General features: G+C 69.1%; 15 protein-coding genes and 1 tRNA gene. 8 read left to right on the top strand and 8 right to left on the bottom strand.

Annotated features, from left to right (window positions below; translation table 11 throughout):
• The first annotated feature begins 329 nt into the window (after window positions 1-329).
• A complete protein-coding gene (gene istA, locus FF100_RS30005; protein ID WP_139039584.1) occupies window positions 330-1,373 on the top strand; it encodes an IS21 family transposase in 1,044 nt (347 codons plus the stop codon).
• Entirely contained in the window at window positions 1,370-2,164 is a 795-nt protein-coding gene (gene istB, locus FF100_RS30000) for an IS21-like element helper ATPase IstB (RefSeq protein WP_139039582.1), read from the top strand. The genes istA and istB overlap by 4 nt, the downstream gene beginning before the upstream one ends.
• A 688-nt stretch (window positions 2,165-2,852) precedes the next feature.
• Here the strand turns inward: istB and FF100_RS29995 are convergent.
• Together FF100_RS29995 and FF100_RS29990 are read right to left on the bottom strand one after the other, a co-directional pair.
• Window positions 2,853-4,409 carry a DUF6538 domain-containing protein gene (locus FF100_RS29995; protein ID WP_139039580.1) on the bottom strand — a complete coding sequence of 519 codons (1,557 nt, stop codon included), beginning with the start codon at window positions 4,407-4,409 and terminating at the stop codon, window positions 2,853-2,855.
• An 85-nt stretch (window positions 4,410-4,494) separates the two neighbouring features.
• A tRNA-Ser gene (locus tag FF100_RS29990) sits at window positions 4,495-4,586 on the bottom strand.
• 130 nt (window positions 4,587-4,716) lie between these two features.
• On the opposite strand from FF100_RS29990, the gene FF100_RS29985 reads away from it, so the two are divergent.
• The 5 genes from FF100_RS29985 (at window position 4,717) to FF100_RS29965 (ending at window position 9,395) form a co-directional block, all read left to right on the top strand.
• On the top strand, window positions 4,717-5,616 hold the full coding sequence (locus FF100_RS29985; RefSeq protein ID WP_139039578.1) for a polysaccharide deacetylase family protein: 900 nt from the start codon (window positions 4,717-4,719) through the stop codon (window positions 5,614-5,616).
• An 8-nt stretch (window positions 5,617-5,624) separates the two neighbouring features.
• Window positions 5,625-5,918: a hypothetical protein gene (locus FF100_RS29980; protein ID WP_139039577.1), complete on the top strand. Its 294-nt coding sequence runs from the start codon at window positions 5,625-5,627 to the stop codon at window positions 5,916-5,918.
• Window positions 5,915-6,937: a CobW family GTP-binding protein gene (locus FF100_RS29975; RefSeq protein ID WP_139039575.1), complete on the top strand. Its 1,023-nt coding sequence runs from the start codon at window positions 5,915-5,917 to the stop codon at window positions 6,935-6,937. Before FF100_RS29980 ends, FF100_RS29975 begins: the two co-directional genes overlap by 4 nt.
• A gap of 50 nt (window positions 6,938-6,987) precedes the next feature.
• Window positions 6,988-7,329 carry a hypothetical protein gene (locus FF100_RS38095; protein WP_246102544.1) on the top strand — a complete coding sequence of 114 codons (342 nt, stop codon included), beginning with the start codon at window positions 6,988-6,990 and terminating at the stop codon, window positions 7,327-7,329.
• A gap of 893 nt (window positions 7,330-8,222) precedes the next feature.
• Window positions 8,223-9,395, top strand: coding sequence for a hypothetical protein (locus tag FF100_RS29965; protein WP_171070389.1), 1,173 nt, complete (start codon window positions 8,223-8,225; stop codon window positions 9,393-9,395).
• A 16-nt stretch (window positions 9,396-9,411) separates the two neighbouring features.
• Here FF100_RS29965 and FF100_RS29960 read toward each other — a convergent pair whose 3' ends face one another.
• The 6 genes from FF100_RS29960 to FF100_RS29935 all read right to left on the bottom strand — a co-directional run bounded on the left by FF100_RS29960 (window position 9,412) and on the right by FF100_RS29935 (window position 15,714).
• Window positions 9,412-10,389: an alpha/beta hydrolase gene (locus FF100_RS29960; RefSeq protein WP_139039571.1), complete on the bottom strand. Its 978-nt coding sequence runs from the start codon at window positions 10,387-10,389 to the stop codon at window positions 9,412-9,414.
• Between the two features lie 175 nt (window positions 10,390-10,564).
• The gene (locus tag FF100_RS29955) at window positions 10,565-11,776 is read right to left on the bottom strand and encodes an acyl-CoA dehydrogenase family protein (RefSeq protein ID WP_139039569.1); all 1,212 of its coding nucleotides are present in this window, start codon (window positions 11,774-11,776) and stop codon (window positions 10,565-10,567) included.
• A 79-nt stretch (window positions 11,777-11,855) separates the two neighbouring features.
• The gene (locus FF100_RS29950; protein WP_139039567.1) at window positions 11,856-12,353 is read right to left on the bottom strand and encodes a hypothetical protein; all 498 of its coding nucleotides are present in this window, start codon (window positions 12,351-12,353) and stop codon (window positions 11,856-11,858) included.
• Window positions 12,350-14,143, bottom strand: a complete 1,794-nt coding sequence (locus FF100_RS29945; RefSeq protein ID WP_246102542.1) for a PQQ-dependent dehydrogenase, methanol/ethanol family — start codon at window positions 14,141-14,143, stop codon at window positions 12,350-12,352. Before FF100_RS29945 ends, FF100_RS29950 begins: the two co-directional genes overlap by 4 nt.
• A gap of 209 nt (window positions 14,144-14,352) precedes the next feature.
• Complete coding sequence (locus tag FF100_RS29940; RefSeq protein ID WP_139039565.1) at window positions 14,353-14,934, bottom strand: QcrA and Rieske domain-containing protein; 582 nt, start codon at window positions 14,932-14,934, stop codon at window positions 14,353-14,355.
• A 180-nt stretch (window positions 14,935-15,114) separates the two neighbouring features.
• On the bottom strand, window positions 15,115-15,714 hold the full coding sequence (locus FF100_RS29935) for an SCO family protein (RefSeq protein WP_139039563.1): 600 nt from the start codon (window positions 15,712-15,714) through the stop codon (window positions 15,115-15,117).
• A 230-nt stretch (window positions 15,715-15,944) separates the two neighbouring features.
• Between FF100_RS29935 and FF100_RS29930 the strand changes: the two genes are divergently transcribed.
• Window positions 15,945-16,487: a cupin domain-containing protein gene (locus FF100_RS29930; RefSeq protein ID WP_246102540.1), complete on the top strand. Its 543-nt coding sequence runs from the start codon at window positions 15,945-15,947 to the stop codon at window positions 16,485-16,487.
• Window positions 16,488-16,627: the final 140 nt, after the last annotated feature.

Below are 16,627 nucleotides of genomic sequence, written 5' to 3'. Positions count from 1 at the left end.
GGCGAGGCGGGTGCGGCGGCAGAAGCGGGGCGATCGCAGACCAGAGGTCGTCGGGAAGAAGCGGGCGAGCCATACCACCCCAACGCCCAACAGACCCGATCGTGCCGTTCTGTTAGGCGCTCTAAGGAGCTGCTGAACACCCTGGCGATCTAACGGTCAAGTTTCGGGCGGCTTCGAAGAAACGGAGCCGCTCGCATTAGAAACAGAATGTGCCAGCTAAAACGCATGTAGTGACAGCGCCTTACGGGTGGCGCTGCGAACTGGTGTAGCCGCCGATGTGAAACTGACCCAGGCCGTAGGCTGGGCTCCTTCTGCGGGAGGAGGCCCGGATGGTGGGTGAGGAGGCAGCGTTGGAGATCCGGGTGTTGCATCGGCACGGGAAGGGCATCCGCGAGATTGCCCGCGCGACGGGTCTGTCGCGCAACACGGTGAGGCGCTACCTGCGCGACGAGGCGGCGGCGCGCTACAAGGGGCGGCCACCCCGACCGGGTAAGCTCGACCCGTTCAAGGGCTACGTGGTGGAGCGCCTCGCGGCTGCGGCGCCGGAGCGGATCCCGGCCAGCGTGCTGCTCGGCGAGTTGCGCGAGCGGGGCTATGCGGGCGGCTACACGATGCTCAAGGAGTTCGTCGCCGGCCTGGCGCCGGCGCCCGCCCCGCAGCCGGTGGTGCGCTTCGAGACGGCGCCGGGCGAGCAGATGCAGGTCGACTGGGCGGTCATGCGGCGCGGGGCCGGCCGGCTCTCGGTGTTCGTGGCGACCCTGGGCTGGAGCCGGGCGGCCTACCTCGAGTTCGTCACCGACGAGCGCCTCGAGACGCTGATCGCCGCCCACGAGAACGCCTTCCTGGCCTTCGGGGGCGTGCCGCGCGAGATACTCTACGACAACATGCGCACCGTGGTGGTGGAGAGGAACGCCTACGGCCGCGGCCGTCACCGCTTCCAGGCCGGCTTCCTGGACTTCGCCCGCCATTGCGGCTTCCGGCCCCGGCTGTGCCAGCCCGGTCGAGCGCAGACCAAGGGCAAGGTCGAGCGCTTCATCCGCTACCTGCGTGGCAGCTTCTACGTTCCGCTGGCCAGCCGGCTCGGCCAGGAGGGGCTGGTGCTCGACCGGGAGGCGGCCAACCTGGCGGCAGGTCGCTGGCTGCGCACGGTCGCCAACCAGCGGGTCCATGCCACGACCGGCGCGGTGCCGGCCGAGCGCCTGGAAGTGGAACGGACGCAGTTGCAGCCGGTGCCGCCGCCCTACGGCGGACGCTCGGTGCGCCAGATCCAGGCCCCGGCGGTGCCGGCTCCCGCCCACCCGGTGGTCGGGCTGCAGCACCCGCTTGCGCTCTACGACGGGCTCTCGGGCCTGATGACGGGAGAGCCGGCATGAGCGACCTGCAGCATGCCCGCCTCGCCGAACTCTGCGCCGAGTTGCGCCTGCAGGCGGTGCCCGCGGCCTACGGCGCGCTCGCGCAGGCGGCATCCGAGCGCGACACGCCCTATGCGGTCTTCCTGGAGGAGGTGCTGCGGGCCGAGCGCGAGGCCCGGCGCACCCGGGCGCGGGAGATGTTCGCTCGGGTTGCGGGGTTCCCAGCGGTGAAGACGCTGGAGGGCTACGACTTCGGCTTTGCTACCGGGGCACCGCGGGCGCAGATCCAGGAACTGGCCAGCCTGGCCTTCGTGGAGCGGGCGCAGAACGTGGTGTTCCTCGGCCCCTCGGGGGTCGGCAAGACGCATCTGGCGATTGCGCTCGGCTACCTGGCGACGCAGCGCGGGATGAAGGTGCGCTTCACCAGTGCGGCGGACCTGGTCCTGACGCTGGAGACGGCACAGCGCCAGGGGCGCCTGAAGGAGGCGATGCACCGGGCGGTGAACCTTTACCGCCTGCTGATCGTCGACGAGATCGGCTACCTGCCGTTTGCGCGCGAGCAGGCGAACCTGTTCTTCCAGGTGGCGGCCAAGCGCTACGAGCGGGGCGCGATGATCCTGACCTCGAACCTGTCGTTCGGGGCGTGGGACCAGGCGTTTGCCGGCGACGCGGTGCTGACGGCGGCGATGCTGGACCGGGTGCTGCACCATGCCAGCGTGGTGACGATCACGGGCGAGAGCTACCGGCTGAAGGACAAGCGGCGCGCCGGGCTGGTGGCGCGGCCCGTGCGGGAAACAGCCGTTCCTGCGTGAGGGGTGGGTCAGGTTACGATCGGCGACAAAGCCAAAGGTGGGTCAGACTTCAATCGGCGTTGACACTGGAGTTTTGAATCAAAATGGTATATCGAGGCTTGCCTCATCCAGACACCCGCCTTGGTAGGCTCATGCTCCCACCGTCGGTGATTGCGGACGGTCGCCGGCAGCCCTTTTGAGTGACGGACCAGATATAGCTGGGAGTGTCTGAGAGGTAGGAGGCCTGAGGTGCTGCTGGCCCCGCAGGGCACAGCTTCGCCGGTGACCCGGCAGAAGTTGGTGCTCGCTTAGATCTCCAGAATGGAGGCCGTCGGAGCCGGGGCCGGAGGTGAAACCTTGTGACAGGCAGGCCGGGGTTGGGCTGTCGGCCTTTACTCACCGCTTCCCGCCATCCCGGCGGCCAACGCGGACGGATGCCTACTCTCCGGACCCTTGGAGTAGGCGATCGTGTGGAGGTTCGGGGCTACCCGCTCCTCGCTCCTGAGCAGCTCGGAAGTCCGAGTTGCTCTTGTATGCCGATGCCCTTCGGCGATTGATCCGGAGGCCCCATGTTCGCCTGGCTAGCGTTAGAGGCGCAGAGCCCATAAGGGGCTGGCGTGTCCTGTATATAGTTTTATGACTTGAGTTATAGTAAATGTCATGCTCAAAAATACGAAAATTATTCCTTGTTTTTTATGTCTGGCAAAAGTCAAGGTATTCGCGATATCTGTTCTAGAAGCATCGGCAAGCCATAGCCGCCGTATGCTCCGCTGACTGATTTTTGCCGACCTAGCATGTAGATTGTCACGTCCTCTCGCAAGCCCTTATCGCGAGAGAGAGTAGAGAAGCGATGGCGCCAGCCGTGGTTCGGCTGCATGCGCGGATCGACCATTCCTAGTGAGCGGATCCAACGCCCCAGTACTTTGCTGCCGTTTCCTCCTCGACTGCCAAAACGATCAGGCGGAAGTTCAGTGAATAGAGGGCCCGGCTTAGCTGAGGCTACGAACTCAAGGAAGCCTTGCGCTATCAAGTTCGGGTGGACTGGGATAGTACGCTCGGAATTTTCATTCTTGAGTGAGCCAGCTTCAGGGCGAATGGCAATAACATGGATCATACTGTCTGCGTAGACATCTTCCTTGCGCAATTGACAAATTTCAGCTACCCGTGCACCTGTATAAGCGCAGAGCCAGGGGACCCATCGCCGCACACTGTCATGCGCCTCCGTAGCTGCCGCCAAGATTTGCTTGACCTCATCCTCTGTTGAATCCCGCTTACGGTCGGCTGCACGAGCTTTAGTTGTAACTTTAATGCCACGCGCCACATTGGTTGCGATTTTCTTGTTATCAACGCCCCATTGAAGGATTGTTTTTAGTGGTCCGATTTTACCATTACGAATTGTTGTGCCTCTTAACCCTTGTTGAAGCAAGGAATCCTTCCAACGCACGATGTCGTCTTCCGTCATCGATGTAGCATCGCCACGCCCATTAAAGGCGATGAACTCCCGAACCACTCGTGGGAAGACGTAGGCAGTTTTAGCGGCAGGCTGGCGCTCGCGCAGCCAGCCTTCGATTAGTGCTTCTAATTGAACAACTTCTCCGCTTGCGCGCGATAAAATAAGTTCGTGCGCCTTGGGATTCTTAGTGGCGGCCGATTTCGCCGACGAGACCTTCTTATCAGCAACTGGCGTCCAACGCCCCTGACTCATGTCGCGCAGCTGCAGAGCGCCCATCTGCATCGCACGGGCAATGGCACGCACAAGCTCCAGTCGACTGTCGGGATCGACGCGAAGGCCGTCACGCGCGAGCTTCCCATCAGCCGCCTGTTCGCACCATGCTCGCATGTCGGCACGGACGTTTAAAAGTGGGTCAAGCTTTTTATTAAGGAAATCGACGACTGTCTCTCCAGGCTGGAGAATAGGTGGCGGCGTCGAGAATAAGCCCTCGCCAGCTTCAACATCCCAAAGGTCTTGGCGGCTCGGATAATCGTGATAATGGGCAACAAATTTCTCGCCGATGCTGGCGGCGAGAATATGTGCCTCCCTCTCTGTGAGGGTACGTGCGCCGCCCCGCAGATTCGCCCACTGCGCCTCAAGCTCGGCGAGCGCCTCCGCGAACAGGCGCTTCGCCTCTTTAGGGTCGCGCGTGCCGAGGCTGCGGCGGACCTCGCCACGGCCGAGCGCGGCCTTCAGATCGTCCGGGACGCGTCGGCGCAGGTAGTAGACCCGCGTGCGCGGATGCAGCCAGGGAGTTGCCATCGCAAGGGCCATGTGTACCACCCATGTGTACCACCGGGCGCCCAAAAAGCCATTGTCTGACAGCAAGCTACGGCAGGATCACCACAAATTTCTGTGGTGGCGGAGACGGAGGGATTCGAACCCTCGAAGCCCCTTTCGGGGCTTGCTCATTTAGCAAACGAGTGCCTTCAGCCGCTCGGCCACGTCTCCGGTGGGCAACGATCTACGGATTCGGCGGGGCGCGGTCAACCGGTTTCGTCGGCGCGCGGCCGTGCGGCGGCGCTTGACCCTCGGGGCCCGCCGGTTGTCAGATGGTGCGAGGCAGGCGGGGAGGCCGGGTGTGGCGAAAGAGATCTTCGTGTCCTACGGCGTCGACGTCGATGCGGTGGCGGGCTGGCTCGGCTCCTATGGCGGCGAGGACAGCCCCTGCGACATCTCCCGCGGCGTGTTCGCCGGCAAGGTCGGCTCGCCGCGGCTCCTGCGGATGTTTGCCCGCTGGGGCATCCAGACGACCTGGTTCGTCCCCGGGCACTCGATCGAGACCTTCCCCGAGGAGATGAAGGCCGTGGCCGCGGCCGGCCACGAGATCGGAATGCATGGCTACAGCCACGAGAACCCGATCGCGATGACGCCCGAGCAGGAGGAGGCGATCTTCGACAAGTGCGTCGGGCTCATCACCGATCTCGCCGGCAAGCCGCCCCGGGGCTACGTCGCGCCGTGGTGGGAGTTCGGGCCGAAAACCAACGAACTGCTGCAGAAGAAGGGCATCCGCTACGACCACTCGCTGATGCACAACGACCACCACCCCTATTACGTGCGGGTGGACGAGTCTTGGACCAAGATCGACTACGCGCAGCACCCCTCGACCTGGATGCGGCCGTTCGAGCATGGCACCGAGACCCGGCTGATCGAGATCCCGGCTTCCTGGACCCTCGACGACCTGCCGCCGATGATGTTCGTGAAGGCGGCGCCCAACAGCCACGGCTTCGTCAATCCGCGCGACATCGAAGAGATGTGGCGCGACCAGTTCGACTGGGTCTACGACAATTACGATTATGCCGTCTTTCCGATCACCATCCATCCCGATGTCTCGGGCAAGCCGCACGTCCTGCAGATGCATGAGCGCCTGTTCCAGCACTTCAAGGCCCATGACGGCGTGCGCTTCGTGACGATGGAGACGATCGCCGAGGATTTCGCCCGCCGCTTCCCGTTCGAGGGGACGGCGCGGCCGCAATCCTGAGCGCCGCGATGTGCGGCCTGTGCGGCGCCTTCGGGGCGCCCGACCATTGGAGCGACGGCCTCGATCGGAGCGGACCGCCCGAGGCCGAGCGGCGCGCTCGGGCCGCCGCCGCCAACCGGGTGCTCGGCCTCTACGGCTTGCGCCTCGCCGCCTGGGCCGGCCGCTACACCCTGTCGGGGCGCACCGGGCGCAGCGCGGTGGTCGACCATTTCGGCGGCCTGTGGCCGGCGGCGGAACGGCTCGCCGGGCGCCCCTGCGACCCCCTCGATCCCGCGATCATCGCCGCCCTGGAGGTGCGTTGACCCCCGTCACCCTGCTCACCGGCTTCCTCGGCGCCGGCAAGACCGCCCTGCTCGCCCGCCTGCTGCGCTGGCCGGCCCTGCGCGACACCGCGGTGCTGATCAACGAGTTCGGCGAGGTCGGCCTCGACCACCTGCTGGTCGAGCCGGTGCAGGGGGAGGTGGCGCTCCTGCGCGGCGGCTGCGTCTGCTGCAGCATCCGCGGCGACCTGAAGGCGGCGCTCATCGACCTGCACGACCGCCGCCGCCGCGGGCTGGTGCCGCAGTTCCGCCGGGTGGTGATCGAGACCACCGGCCTCGCCGATCCGGGGCCGGCGGTCGCCACACTCGTGGCCGATCCGGTCTTGCGCCACGCCTTCACGGCGGCCGCCATCGTCACGGTGGTCGATGCGGTGAACGGTGCCCGCACGCTGGACACCCACGAGGCGGCCGTGCGCCAGGCGGCCTGCGCCGACCGGCTGGTCCTGTCGAAGACCGACCTGGCGACGCCCGAGGCGACCGTGGCCCTGCGGGCCCGGCTCTCCGCCCTCAACCCGGTCGCGCCGGTCACCGACCTCACCCTCGACGACGCGCCGGAGGCCGCCCTCCTGACCGACGACCCGACGGGATCCGCGAGCGCCCGGCGCTGGCTCTGCGCCGAGGTCCCGGCGGTGCACGGCACGGTCGGGGCGGTGCTGATCGAGAGCGGCCCGGTCGACTGGACGCGGTTCGGGCTCTGGCTCGGCATGCTGCTCAACCGGCACGGCGCCCGGATCCTGCGCCTCAAGGGCCTGGTGGCCGTCGAGGGCGCCACGACGCCGGTGGTGATCCAGGGCGTGCAGCACCTCGTCCATCCGCCCCGCCACCTGCCCGCCTGGCCGGAGGGCGAGGCCCGCACCCGCCTGGTCCTGATCGGCCACGACCTCGACGGCGCCCTGCTGCGCCGCTCCTACGGCGCCTTTACAGGCGCACGAGCCTGGACGGGCGCGCAGGCCTTCACGGCCGGACAGGGTCCCACGGGCGTCTCGGCAGCCGATCGTTAACCTTGCCGGTCCTACATCTCCGCTCTGTCCGGCAGACGGGAGGGTGAGGCGTGAACGCACTGGTGCCGAAGGAACTCGCCGCGAAGCTGAGCGCCCTGCCGCGCCGCCCCTGCGCGCTGGGCGAGGCCGGGCACGAGCCGCACAAGCCGGTCTTTGCCGAGATCCTCGACCGGTCCGGCCACGGCACCGGCCATTTCGTCCGCCTGCCGCAGAGCATGGTGGAGATGATCACCCGCGAGGCGAAGGCGCCCGAGCCGGTTCGCGCGCCGGAGCCGGCCCCCGAGGCCGGAGAGCCCGTCGAGAAGCCACGTCGGACATCCGGGTCCAAGGCCAAGCCGCAGGCCCGCACCGAGAGCAAGCCCGCGAAGCGTCCCTCCCGCAAGGAGGGTTGAGGCCAGCCGCTCCATCGATCCCGGGCAGGCCCGCGTTCGAACGGCCTGCCCATCGCCCCGGCCGCCGGGATCCGTGAGGCTCGACCGGATGGCCTAACCAACGCGTTCCAGTGGGGGCGGGAGGCCATCAGCCCACGGCGATGCCGGTCCGGCGCCCCTCCGGCCAAGTCCCGTTGCCGCCCCGGAGGGTGATGCCCCGGCATGGCGCCACGTAGTGGAAGCGATCGGAGCGGGATCGTCCGATCGGTCGTGAATAGCGGGGGCATAGTTCAGGACGTCGCTGCCGAAACGCCGGGATGGCGATCCGCGGAGCTTGTCCGCCGGGGGGCTCACGAGCTGGAATGCTTGCGTCCGCCATCGTCTCACGCAGGCGATCTCACATCCGCACCCTGTTGATGCGCGAGCCCGGCGTTCCCGGACGCCCCGGCTGTGCAGGACGTCGCCCGGCAGCCGTCCCCACGGACCTTCGTCGTCGGTGGCGCCCCGAGGGATTCGATCGGGATGGGGCGAGGTCCTCCTCCCGTCCTGCGTGTCGTGCGTCATCCGGACCGCTCGCGTCACGGCCGAAACCTGCATCGATGCTTCGTTGCGCAGCGTTTTCGCTCAAATTGTTTCTATCGCGGCGCGCGGCTTGATTGCGTGCAAAATCTGATAGCTCTATGAATACATGAGCGTAAGTCGAGATTTTGCCATCGTGAGGCGGCAAAATAATCTGTCGGATCGACCGGACTAGGCTATTCGGCATAAGGGCCTATACGAATTTCGACTCATTTTTCGCCAACCAATGCGGGTCTCGACTTCAAGAAACCGCCTGATGACTCGAATTTGAGCGATTTTGGCGCAGTGCCGGAAACGGGAAGGCTTGATGTTCGCCCTCAACACAGGGGGTCACGATGCAGCTTTCTTCCATCAGCCGCACAGTCCAGGTCTCGACCATCTCATCGCGGACCAGCATCGCTGCCGGACAAGGTCAGTCGAACCTCCTGTCGCGCTACGACATCGCCCGGCAGATCCTCGGAATCGCGGCCTCGCAACCGGCTTCGTCGAGCCGTGGCGCTTCGGCACCGGCCCCGACCGTCGGGCCAGCGCCGGTCGACGCCACCGGGCGCGCGACCGCGAAGGTTGCCGGCGCGGCCGCCGCTGCCTTCCTGGATGGGCTCGATGGGACCGGGAGCCTGGCGAGGCTCGGGACGGCGGTCGTGGACATGGCCCAGCGGGTCGCGGGCGACGCCCTCGCTCCGGCGAGCGGGCAGCGCGGGCGGAACGCCGCGCCGGGGGATGCGCCGCGAGCCGGCCTCGATGCGGTGAGCGCCGCGGCGCCCCGGGCGGTGGAGGGGCGGGCGCGCCCAGCCGCTGCGGACATCGTGACGGCGGAGATCGTCATGGCCGCCGCTGCTGCGGCCGCTTCGGGTACGCCGCCGGTCGCCGGGACGCCGCGACCGGTCGCGGCCGTGGGTTCGGATGCGCTGCCCGTGACACGGCAGGAGGATGCCCCGACGGTGGAGACGCCGGCGCCTCGAGCGGCCGCGAAGCCCCGGCCGCCCGAGCGAGCCGGGGCCGCAGCTCGCCCGGCATTGGGGCATCCCCACGAGGCCGGGAGTTCGCACCACGACCACGCCGGACCGGCGCAATCCGGAGGCCACGATACGGCGAAGCGGCCCGGCCCCGAGGCCTCGCCCCGTGTCGTCGATTCGACGCCGCAGGGGCGGGGACTCGGACCGGTCGTCGGCCCGGCGCGTGACACGACGCCTCCGCGCCCCGTGGGACCGGCCGCAGCGCCCGTCGCCGCCGGACCGGGACGATTGCCCATGCCGGGCGGGAAGCCCGCCGCGCCGACGGCGGCTCCCGACGCCAAACCCGGCCCCGACCTCGCGCCGTCGCCCGAGGCCAAGCCCGCGCGTCGCCCCGAGGCTGCGCCCCCGGCCAAGATCGAGGCGCCGAAGGCCGTGATCGATCCTCGCGCGGGTCAGCCGGCCCAGGCTGCGCACGGCGCGAGCGAGAGGGCGGTTCTTGTGCCGAACGCGGTGAGCGCTGCGGTGAAGAGCTACAAGGCGCATGGCGCGTGATCGCGCGCCGCGCGGTCTACGACGGCCGGCCGCGCCCGCCCTCCGCGCCCAGGCTCCAGCGCTCCCGCACGGCTTCGGCCACGAAGACCAGCACCGTGGCGGAGGTCCGTACCAGGCGGCTCATGGTCAGGATGCCGTGGGTCTGGTCCGAGAGGTGGAGCGCCGTGACCGGCACGCCCTCGCGCTCCAGGCGGTGGGCATAGAGGCGGGCTTCCTCACAGAGCGGGTCGTGGCCGCAGGTCAGCACCAGGGCCGGTGCCGTGCCGGCAAGGCTCGCCGCGCGGGCCGGGGAGGCGCGCCAATCGGTGCGGTCGCCGGGCTCCGGCGCGTAGTGGTCGACGAAGTAGCGCATCGTGCCGGCCGTGAGCGGCTGGCCGGCGGTGATGCGCTCGAAGCCCTCGCTGGTCAGCCCGAGATCGACGGAGGGGTAGAGCAGCACCTGCATGGCGGTCTGCGGCACGGTCCCGTCGCGGCCCATCAGCGCCAGCACCGCCGCGAGGTTGCCGCCCGCGCTGTCGCCGCCGACCGCCAGCCGCCCCGGATCGACGCCAAGCCCCTCCGCCCTCTCGGCCACGAAGGACAAGGCCGCCGCCGCGTCCTCGACCGCCGCCGGGAACGGATGCTCCGGGGCGAGGCGATAATCGACCGAGATCACGCAGGCCTGCATCAGGTTGGCGAGCCGCCGGCAGACCCAGTCGTGCGAGTCGATGTTGCCGAGCACCCAGCCGCCGCCATGCAGGTAGACCAGGCAGGGCAGGGCCACGTCCGGCGCCGTGCCCGCGCCGCGATAGAGCCGCAGCGGAACCGGCCCGGCGGGGGAGGGCGCGGCGAGGTCGCGGATCTGCGCCACCGGATCCGGCGGCGGCTGCAGGGCCCGGCGCCCGGCCAGGTAGCTGCGCCGCGCCGCCTCGGGCGGCAGGGTCTCGAGGGGCTGCGCATCGGCGGCGCGCAGCATCGCCAGCAGGGCCTGGACGTCGGGATGGAGGGCGGGCATGGCGGGACTCGAACGGGATTCGGGAGGAGAGATTTAGCATCTCCCCGCCGGGTTGGTCCCTCGAGCAGCGCCCGATCAGTGTGCAATCGGACGCTGCTCTAGGTTTTTGATTGTGCCGCATTTTCTGCGACGAACCGGCATCCACTTCGTCGAAAGATGCTCTAGACCTCGGTCGTCACGCCTCGGCCGTCGGCCAGGCGAAGAAGCCGCGCCCCTCCGAGTCGAGGTGGCGGTTCAGCACCATGCGGTGGACCTCGTCGGCCCCGTCGACGAGCCGCGCCTGGCGGGCGTAGCGGTAGATCCATTCCAGCACGGTGTCCTTGGAATAGCCGCGGGCGCCGTTGATCTGGATGCCGATATCGGCCGCCCGGTGCAGGGTGTTGGCGACGTGGACCTTCGCCATCGACACCTCCTTGCGGGCGAAGCGGCCCTGGTCGAGCTCCCAGGCGGCCCGCATCACCAGGAGGCGGCCGATCTGGATGTCCATGGCGAGGCCGCCGAGCATCAGCTGGACGCTCTCGCGGTCGGCGAGGCGCACGCCGAAGCCCTCGCGGACCGCGGCATACTCTTGCGCGATCTCGACGCAGCGGCCGGCGAGGCCGAGCCAGCGCATGCAATGCGTGAGCCGGGCCGGGCCGAGGCGCACCTGCGTCACCTTCAGGCCCTTGCCCTCGCCGCCGAGCACGTCCTCGGGCTTGACCGTCAGCCCGTCGAAGGCGAGCTCGCAATGGCCGCCATGCTCCTCCGGCCCCATGATCGGGATGCGGCGGACGATCTCCCAGCCCGGCTGGTCGCGGTGGAACAGGAAGGCGGTGAGCCCGTAGCGCGGATCGTCCGAGGTGCGGGCGATCAGGATGAAGTGAGCCGCGTCCTCGGCGCCGGTGATGTACCATTTGCGCCCGGTGATCCGCCACGAGCCGTCCGGCTGCCGCTCGGCCCGGGTGCGGATCATCGACGGGTCGGAGCCGCCGCCGGGATGCGGCTCGGTCATCGCGAAGGCCGAGCGCACCTCGCCCGAGACGATCGGCTCCAGCCAGCGCGCCTTCTGCTCCGGCGTGCCGAGCGCCTCCAGCACCACCATGTTGCCGTCGTCGGGGGCGGCGGAGTTGAACACCACGGGCCCGAAGATCGAGCGGTTCATCTCGGTGTAGCAGGCCGCCATGCCGACCTTGTCCAGGCCCTGGCCGCCGGTTTCGGGCTTGAGCTGGAGGCACCACAGGCCGGCGGCCTTGGCCTTGGCGCGCAAGGCCGCCAGGGCCTCGGGGCCGATATTCTCGTGTTCGTCCCAGGTGCTGCGATCGGCCTCGACGGGCAGGATCTCGCTCTCGACGAAGGCCGCGATGCGGGCGCGATACTCCTCGATGCGCGGGGAGAGCGTGAAGTCCATCGGTGATTCCTCCGGTGCGGAACTATAATTCATACGCTTGCGCCGCCCGGAGGCCCGCGGTCAAGCGCCGACCGCCTCCCTATTTGCCGCGCGGCGGCCCGGTCGGGACCAGGAGGGCGATACGGTAGCTGCCGCCCTCGCGGCCGACCAGGAACAGGCTGGTGGGGGGCGCGCCGCCCTCGACCGGCGGCTCGTCGAACACCACCCGCAGCCGCTCCGTCACCGGCATGTTGGCCTTGAGGGTGCCGCGCGCCGTCGCCTCCGCCAGGCCGTCCGCCGGCATCGGCTCGAGGGCGGCGGCCTTGATCGGCCGGCCGAAGGCGGAGCGGATCTGGTAGAGCGTCAGGCGCTTGCGCTGCGCCCGGGTGCCGGTCCAGTTCACCAGCCGCTCGAAGGCGGGCAGGTCGTGGCCGGTGAGGGCCTTCGTCACGTAGGCGACGAGGGCGTCCGCTTGCGAGGGGAGGGGGGCGGATCCCCCCTCCTTCGCTGCCACCGGTGCCTGCGCCCGCGCCGGTCCGGCCAGGGCCGCCGCCGCGAGGGCGGCAGCGACCCCGAGACCCGTCAGGCGGCGCCTCATTGGGCCGCCGCCTCCTCGCCCATGACCCGGAACACCCAGATCACGCCGCCCTGCGGCAGGACGCTGACCCGGCGCTCCTCGGGGATCAGGGCGTTGATGCCGGTCAGCATGCGCTCGGCATCGACGCCCCAGCCGGCCTGGACCGCGACGTACTGGATTCCGTCGACCATGTAGCTCGACGGCACGCCCGTGACGCCGGAATTGAGGCGGGTCTCCCACAGCACCTTGCCGGTGGTGCCGTCGAGAGCCCGGAACTTCCGGTCGCTGGTGCCGCCGGCGAAGATCAGCCCGCTGCCGGTGGTCAGGAGCGGCCCCCAATTCGCCGAGTCCGGGAAGTCGTGCTGCCAGACGCGCTTGCCGGTCTTCGGGTCCCAGGCCTGGATCGCCCCGATGGCGAAGGGCTTCGACGGGTCGATGCCGTCGCGCAGGCGGAGCGAGTTCAGCACCTCGTCGATCGGGATGCCGATATAGAGCTCGCCCGGCTTGCGGATGCCGGCTTGGCTGCCGGCCAGCTCCGAGCACAGGTTGTCGTTGCTGGGGATGTAGAACAGCCCGGTCTTCGGGTTGTAGGCCTCCGGCGGCCAGTCCTTGCCGCCCCACAGGCCGGGGCAGAACGCGGCGCGCTTGTTGATGCCCGGAATCTTGGCCTCGTGATAGGTCGGCCGGCCGGTCTTCGGGTCGAGGGAGGCGAACACGTCCTGGTGCACGAACGGCTTGCCGTCGACGAAGCTCAAGCCCCCGTCCTTGCTGCGCGCGAGCGTCCAGAGATAGCCGTTGCGGCCGGCATGGATGGCGGCGGGGATCGTCTTCCCGTCGCGCTCGATGTCGATCAGCACGGGAGCCGAGACCTCGTCCCAGTCCCAGGCATCGTTCCAGTGGTACTGGTGGTGGCCCTTGATCTTGCCGCTGTCGAGGTCGAGGGCGACGACCGACGAGGTGTAGAGGTTGTCGCCGGGGCGCGCATCCGGCGTCCACGGGCCGCCATTGCCGGTGCCGAAATAGGCGAGGTTCGCGGAGGGATCGTAGCTGCCCTGGATCCAGACCGAGCCGCCGCCGGTCTTCCAGGCGTCGCCCTTCCAGGTATCGGCCGCCGGGTCGCCGGGGCCGGCCACCGTGTAGGTCTTCCAGGCCTCGTTGCCGGTCTCGGCATCGAGCGCCGTGATGAAGCCGCGCACGCCGTACTCGCCGCCCGACACGCCGACCACGACCTTGCCCTTCGCCACCAGCGGCGACAGGGTCATGTAGTAGCCGTCCTGCCAGGGAGCGATGCACTTCTCCCACTTCACCTTGCCGGTCGCGGCGCCGAGCGCGACGACGCAGGAATCGGTGGTGGTCATGTAGACGTTGTCGCCGTAGAGGCCGACGCCGCGGTTGGTCGGGTGCAGCTGCGACAGCTCCGGCGGCAGCTCCTTCTGGTAGCGCCACAGGATCTCGCCGGTGCGGGCGTTGATCGCCATCACCTGCGCCTGCGGGGTGGTGACGAACATCACCCCGTTGTTGACGATCGGCGGGGCCTGGTGGCCCTCGCTCACCCCGGTCGATAGGCTCCAGGCCGGCACGAGCTTGGTGACGTTCTTCGCGGTGATCTGGTCGAGGGGGGAATAGCCCCAGCTCTGGTAGTTGCCCCGGTATTGCAGCCAGTTCTCGGGCTCCGGGTTGGCGAGGCGCTGGTCGGTGACCGGCTTGTACTCCACCGGGCCCGCCTGGACCGGCGCGGCGGCGAGCGCCAGGGCCATCGCACCGGGCGCGACCGCGGCGAGCCAGCCCCTGGCTCGAACGAGACGTGACATGCTGCTCTCCTCAAGGCGGGGGCAGGCGCGGGCCGGCCCGGCGTTTCCTCAGACCCGTTTGCTCAGGCCCGTCTCTCAGGCCCTCGGCGTCGTTGCCCGGTCCCGCGTCGTTGCTGCGCGGGTCTCGGTGGTCCCGGCGGCGCGAGAAGCGCCGCCGATCCTCGTCGTCAGACGGGCGGCGCAGCAGCGCCGCCGTTCCGCGGTCCCGCTCAGGCGGGGCCTGGTCCTGGCCGGGTCGTGAAGCCGCCGGCGACCATCAGCGTGCCGCCCTCGCCCCTGGCCAGCGGCAGCACCGGCAGGCGCTTGCGCGCCGGCCCCTTCGCCACCCGGCCGCCCTCGGCGGGCAGGAACTCGGAATGGTGGCAGAAGCAGCTCAGGCGCCGGGTCTCGTGGCTCCAGCCCGAGATGGTGCAGCCCTGGTGGGTGCAGATGGCCGAGAGCGCGAGCACGCCGTCGACCGCGTGGGCGCGCTGGTCTTCGGCGATCTGGTCGGGGGCGACCCGCACCAGGATGATCTTGGAGAAGCGCGACCCCTCGCGCCTGACCCCCTGCGGATCGACCGCCACCGCCTCGACGAGTTCGCCGCCGACCGGCAGGCCGTCGAGGGTGATCGGCTGCCCCGCCTTCGCGCCATCGCCGAGCACCAGCCGGTCGCCCTTCTGCGGCAGCAGATCCTCCGGCCCCGCCCAGGCGGCGCCCCCCGCCGCGCAACACGCGACGGCCCCCATCACCACGCTGCGCCGGTCGAGCCCGTGCTCGTGCCGAGGCACGCGCCGTTCTACGCGGTCCATTGTTCCTCCCGATAAAAATTTTCTTATGTTATTATGGTTTTCTCTATGAGTAGCCAAGATGCTGGCCGCGTCAACCCGCTTCGTGCCGCAGATTGGGTCGCTCACGGTCTTCTGACGCCGCGTCTGCTTGGTGCGATGCAAAATCGACTGTGCAGCGCGGCAAGATTGTGCGGCGAGATCTTAGGATGCGAGGGCGGCCCGCAGCGTCGCCGCGAGGACATCCGGCGTGATCGCGTTCGGCAGCCGGCCGAGCAGGGTTCCCGACGGGCCGACGAGGAACAGGTCGGCTGGATGATCGACGACACCGTCGTGGCGGCGGATCGGAGGTCCAAAGGCGTTGGTGAGGCCGTCGATGACCGCGACCGGGCCGGTCACCGCCACGATGGCCGGGTGGAAGGTGTCGAGATAGCGGGCGAGCACGCCCGGGCCGTCATGCTCCGGGTCGGCGGCGATCATCACCGGTACCAGCCGGGCGAGCAGGGCGGGAGGCAGCGCGTCGAGGGCCTGGGTCATCGTCATCAGCGCGGTCGGGCAGAGGTCCGGGCAGCGCGTGTAGCCGATATAGACCAGGCGCAGCCGGCCGGCGAAGCGGGCCTCGTCGAGCGGGGCGCCGGTCTGGTCGACGAGGCCGCGCCCCGCCGGGGAGGTCTGTGACCAGATCGGGAGCCGCGATGGGGCGCGGTCCGCCGCGGTGGCGAGGGCCGCCGCGCCGCCGGACAGGAGGACCGCCAGGGCCGGTCCCCGGCCCAGGCGACGCAACCGAGACCAGACCGTACCCATCGTAAAACCTCACGCCGCAGCACGATGTAAGCCCGTCGATTCTCCTCCGCCAACAGAAAGCGACGACAATCCCCGTAACTCTCACCGAATTGATCCGCGAACGCGCGTCGCATCGCATTCCGCCGGAGGATCGCGGCCCCGGCGAGGATCCCTTAACCTTCGCGTACGGGGGGCATCGCATCCCGACCACTTCGAAGGATCGTCGCAGCCCTCCGTTAAGGGGCGGCGGTATGTCTATCGGTCAACGCGGACAGGTCGCGGTGGCCGGGGGCTACCAGCCCGAGGGGGACATCATGGGTATCGTCAAGCAGCTCATCACCACGTCCGGGCCGCTCCTCGCCTATATGAGCGCCGTGCCGCTGCTGCGGATGGTGCCGTTCCTGACCCGCTCCGCGCCCCCGCTCCTCGACGGGCCGGTCCAGACGACCGTCGACTTCCCGGCCGTGCAGCCGCCGGCGGAGCCGTATCACTGGCCGCGCTCGCACGTCCTCTCGGGCAATCCGGTCCAGACCGCGACCTACATCTATACCAGCCCCGATGCCCTGTTCGCGGCCGGCATCTGGACCTGCGAGATCGGCAAGTTCCGCATCGATTTCGGCCGGGCCGAGTTCATCCAGATCCTGGAAGGCGTGGTGATCGTCACCGATGCCGACGGCGCCTCGAAGACCTACCGCGCCGGCGACGCCTTCGTGACGCCGAAGGGGTTCTCCGGCACCTGGGACGTGATCGAGCCGATCAAGAAGCACTTCACCTGGTACGGGTCGGGGGAGTGAGCGGGGAGCCGGTCCGGCGCGGACCTGCCCGGATCTCGGTTCCCACGGGACGCGACACGGGGGCGGCAGGGCCCGGGTCGGTGGCCGTGCCGGCGTGAGCCACTCCGCCTTGCCGGATGCCCGACGCGAAGCAGCGGGAG

This window comes from Methylobacterium terricola (genome assembly GCF_006151805.1).
Classification (GTDB): Bacteria; Pseudomonadota; Alphaproteobacteria; order Rhizobiales; family Beijerinckiaceae; genus Methylobacterium; species Methylobacterium terricola.
This window is presented reverse-complemented; position numbering and strand designations above follow the sequence as displayed.

Coding starts and splice junctions, on each gene's coding strand:
- istA (WP_139039584.1), top strand. CDS start 330: ATGGTGGGTGAGGAGGCAGCGTTGGAGATCCGGGTGTTGCATCGGCAC.
- istB (WP_139039582.1), top strand. CDS start 1,370: ATGAGCGACCTGCAGCATGCCCGCCTCGCCGAACTCTGCGCCGAGTTG.
- FF100_RS29995 (WP_139039580.1), bottom strand. CDS start 4,409: ATGGCCCTTGCGATGGCAACTCCCTGGCTGCATCCGCGCACGCGGGTC.
- FF100_RS29980 (WP_139039577.1), top strand. CDS start 5,625: ATGTGCGGCCTGTGCGGCGCCTTCGGGGCGCCCGACCATTGGAGCGAC.
- FF100_RS29965 (WP_171070389.1), top strand. CDS start 8,223: ATGCAGCTTTCTTCCATCAGCCGCACAGTCCAGGTCTCGACCATCTCA.
- FF100_RS29960 (WP_139039571.1), bottom strand. CDS start 10,389: ATGCCCGCCCTCCATCCCGACGTCCAGGCCCTGCTGGCGATGCTGCGC.
- FF100_RS29955 (WP_139039569.1), bottom strand. CDS start 11,776: ATGGACTTCACGCTCTCCCCGCGCATCGAGGAGTATCGCGCCCGCATC.
- FF100_RS29950 (WP_139039567.1), bottom strand. CDS start 12,353: ATGAGGCGCCGCCTGACGGGTCTCGGGGTCGCTGCCGCCCTCGCGGCG.
- FF100_RS29945 (WP_246102542.1), bottom strand. CDS start 14,143: ATGTCACGTCTCGTTCGAGCCAGGGGCTGGCTCGCCGCGGTCGCGCCC.
- FF100_RS29940 (WP_139039565.1), bottom strand. CDS start 14,934: ATGGACCGCGTAGAACGGCGCGTGCCTCGGCACGAGCACGGGCTCGAC.
- FF100_RS29935 (WP_139039563.1), bottom strand. CDS start 15,714: ATGGGTACGGTCTGGTCTCGGTTGCGTCGCCTGGGCCGGGGACCGGCC.
- FF100_RS29930 (WP_246102540.1), top strand. CDS start 15,945: ATGTCTATCGGTCAACGCGGACAGGTCGCGGTGGCCGGGGGCTACCAG.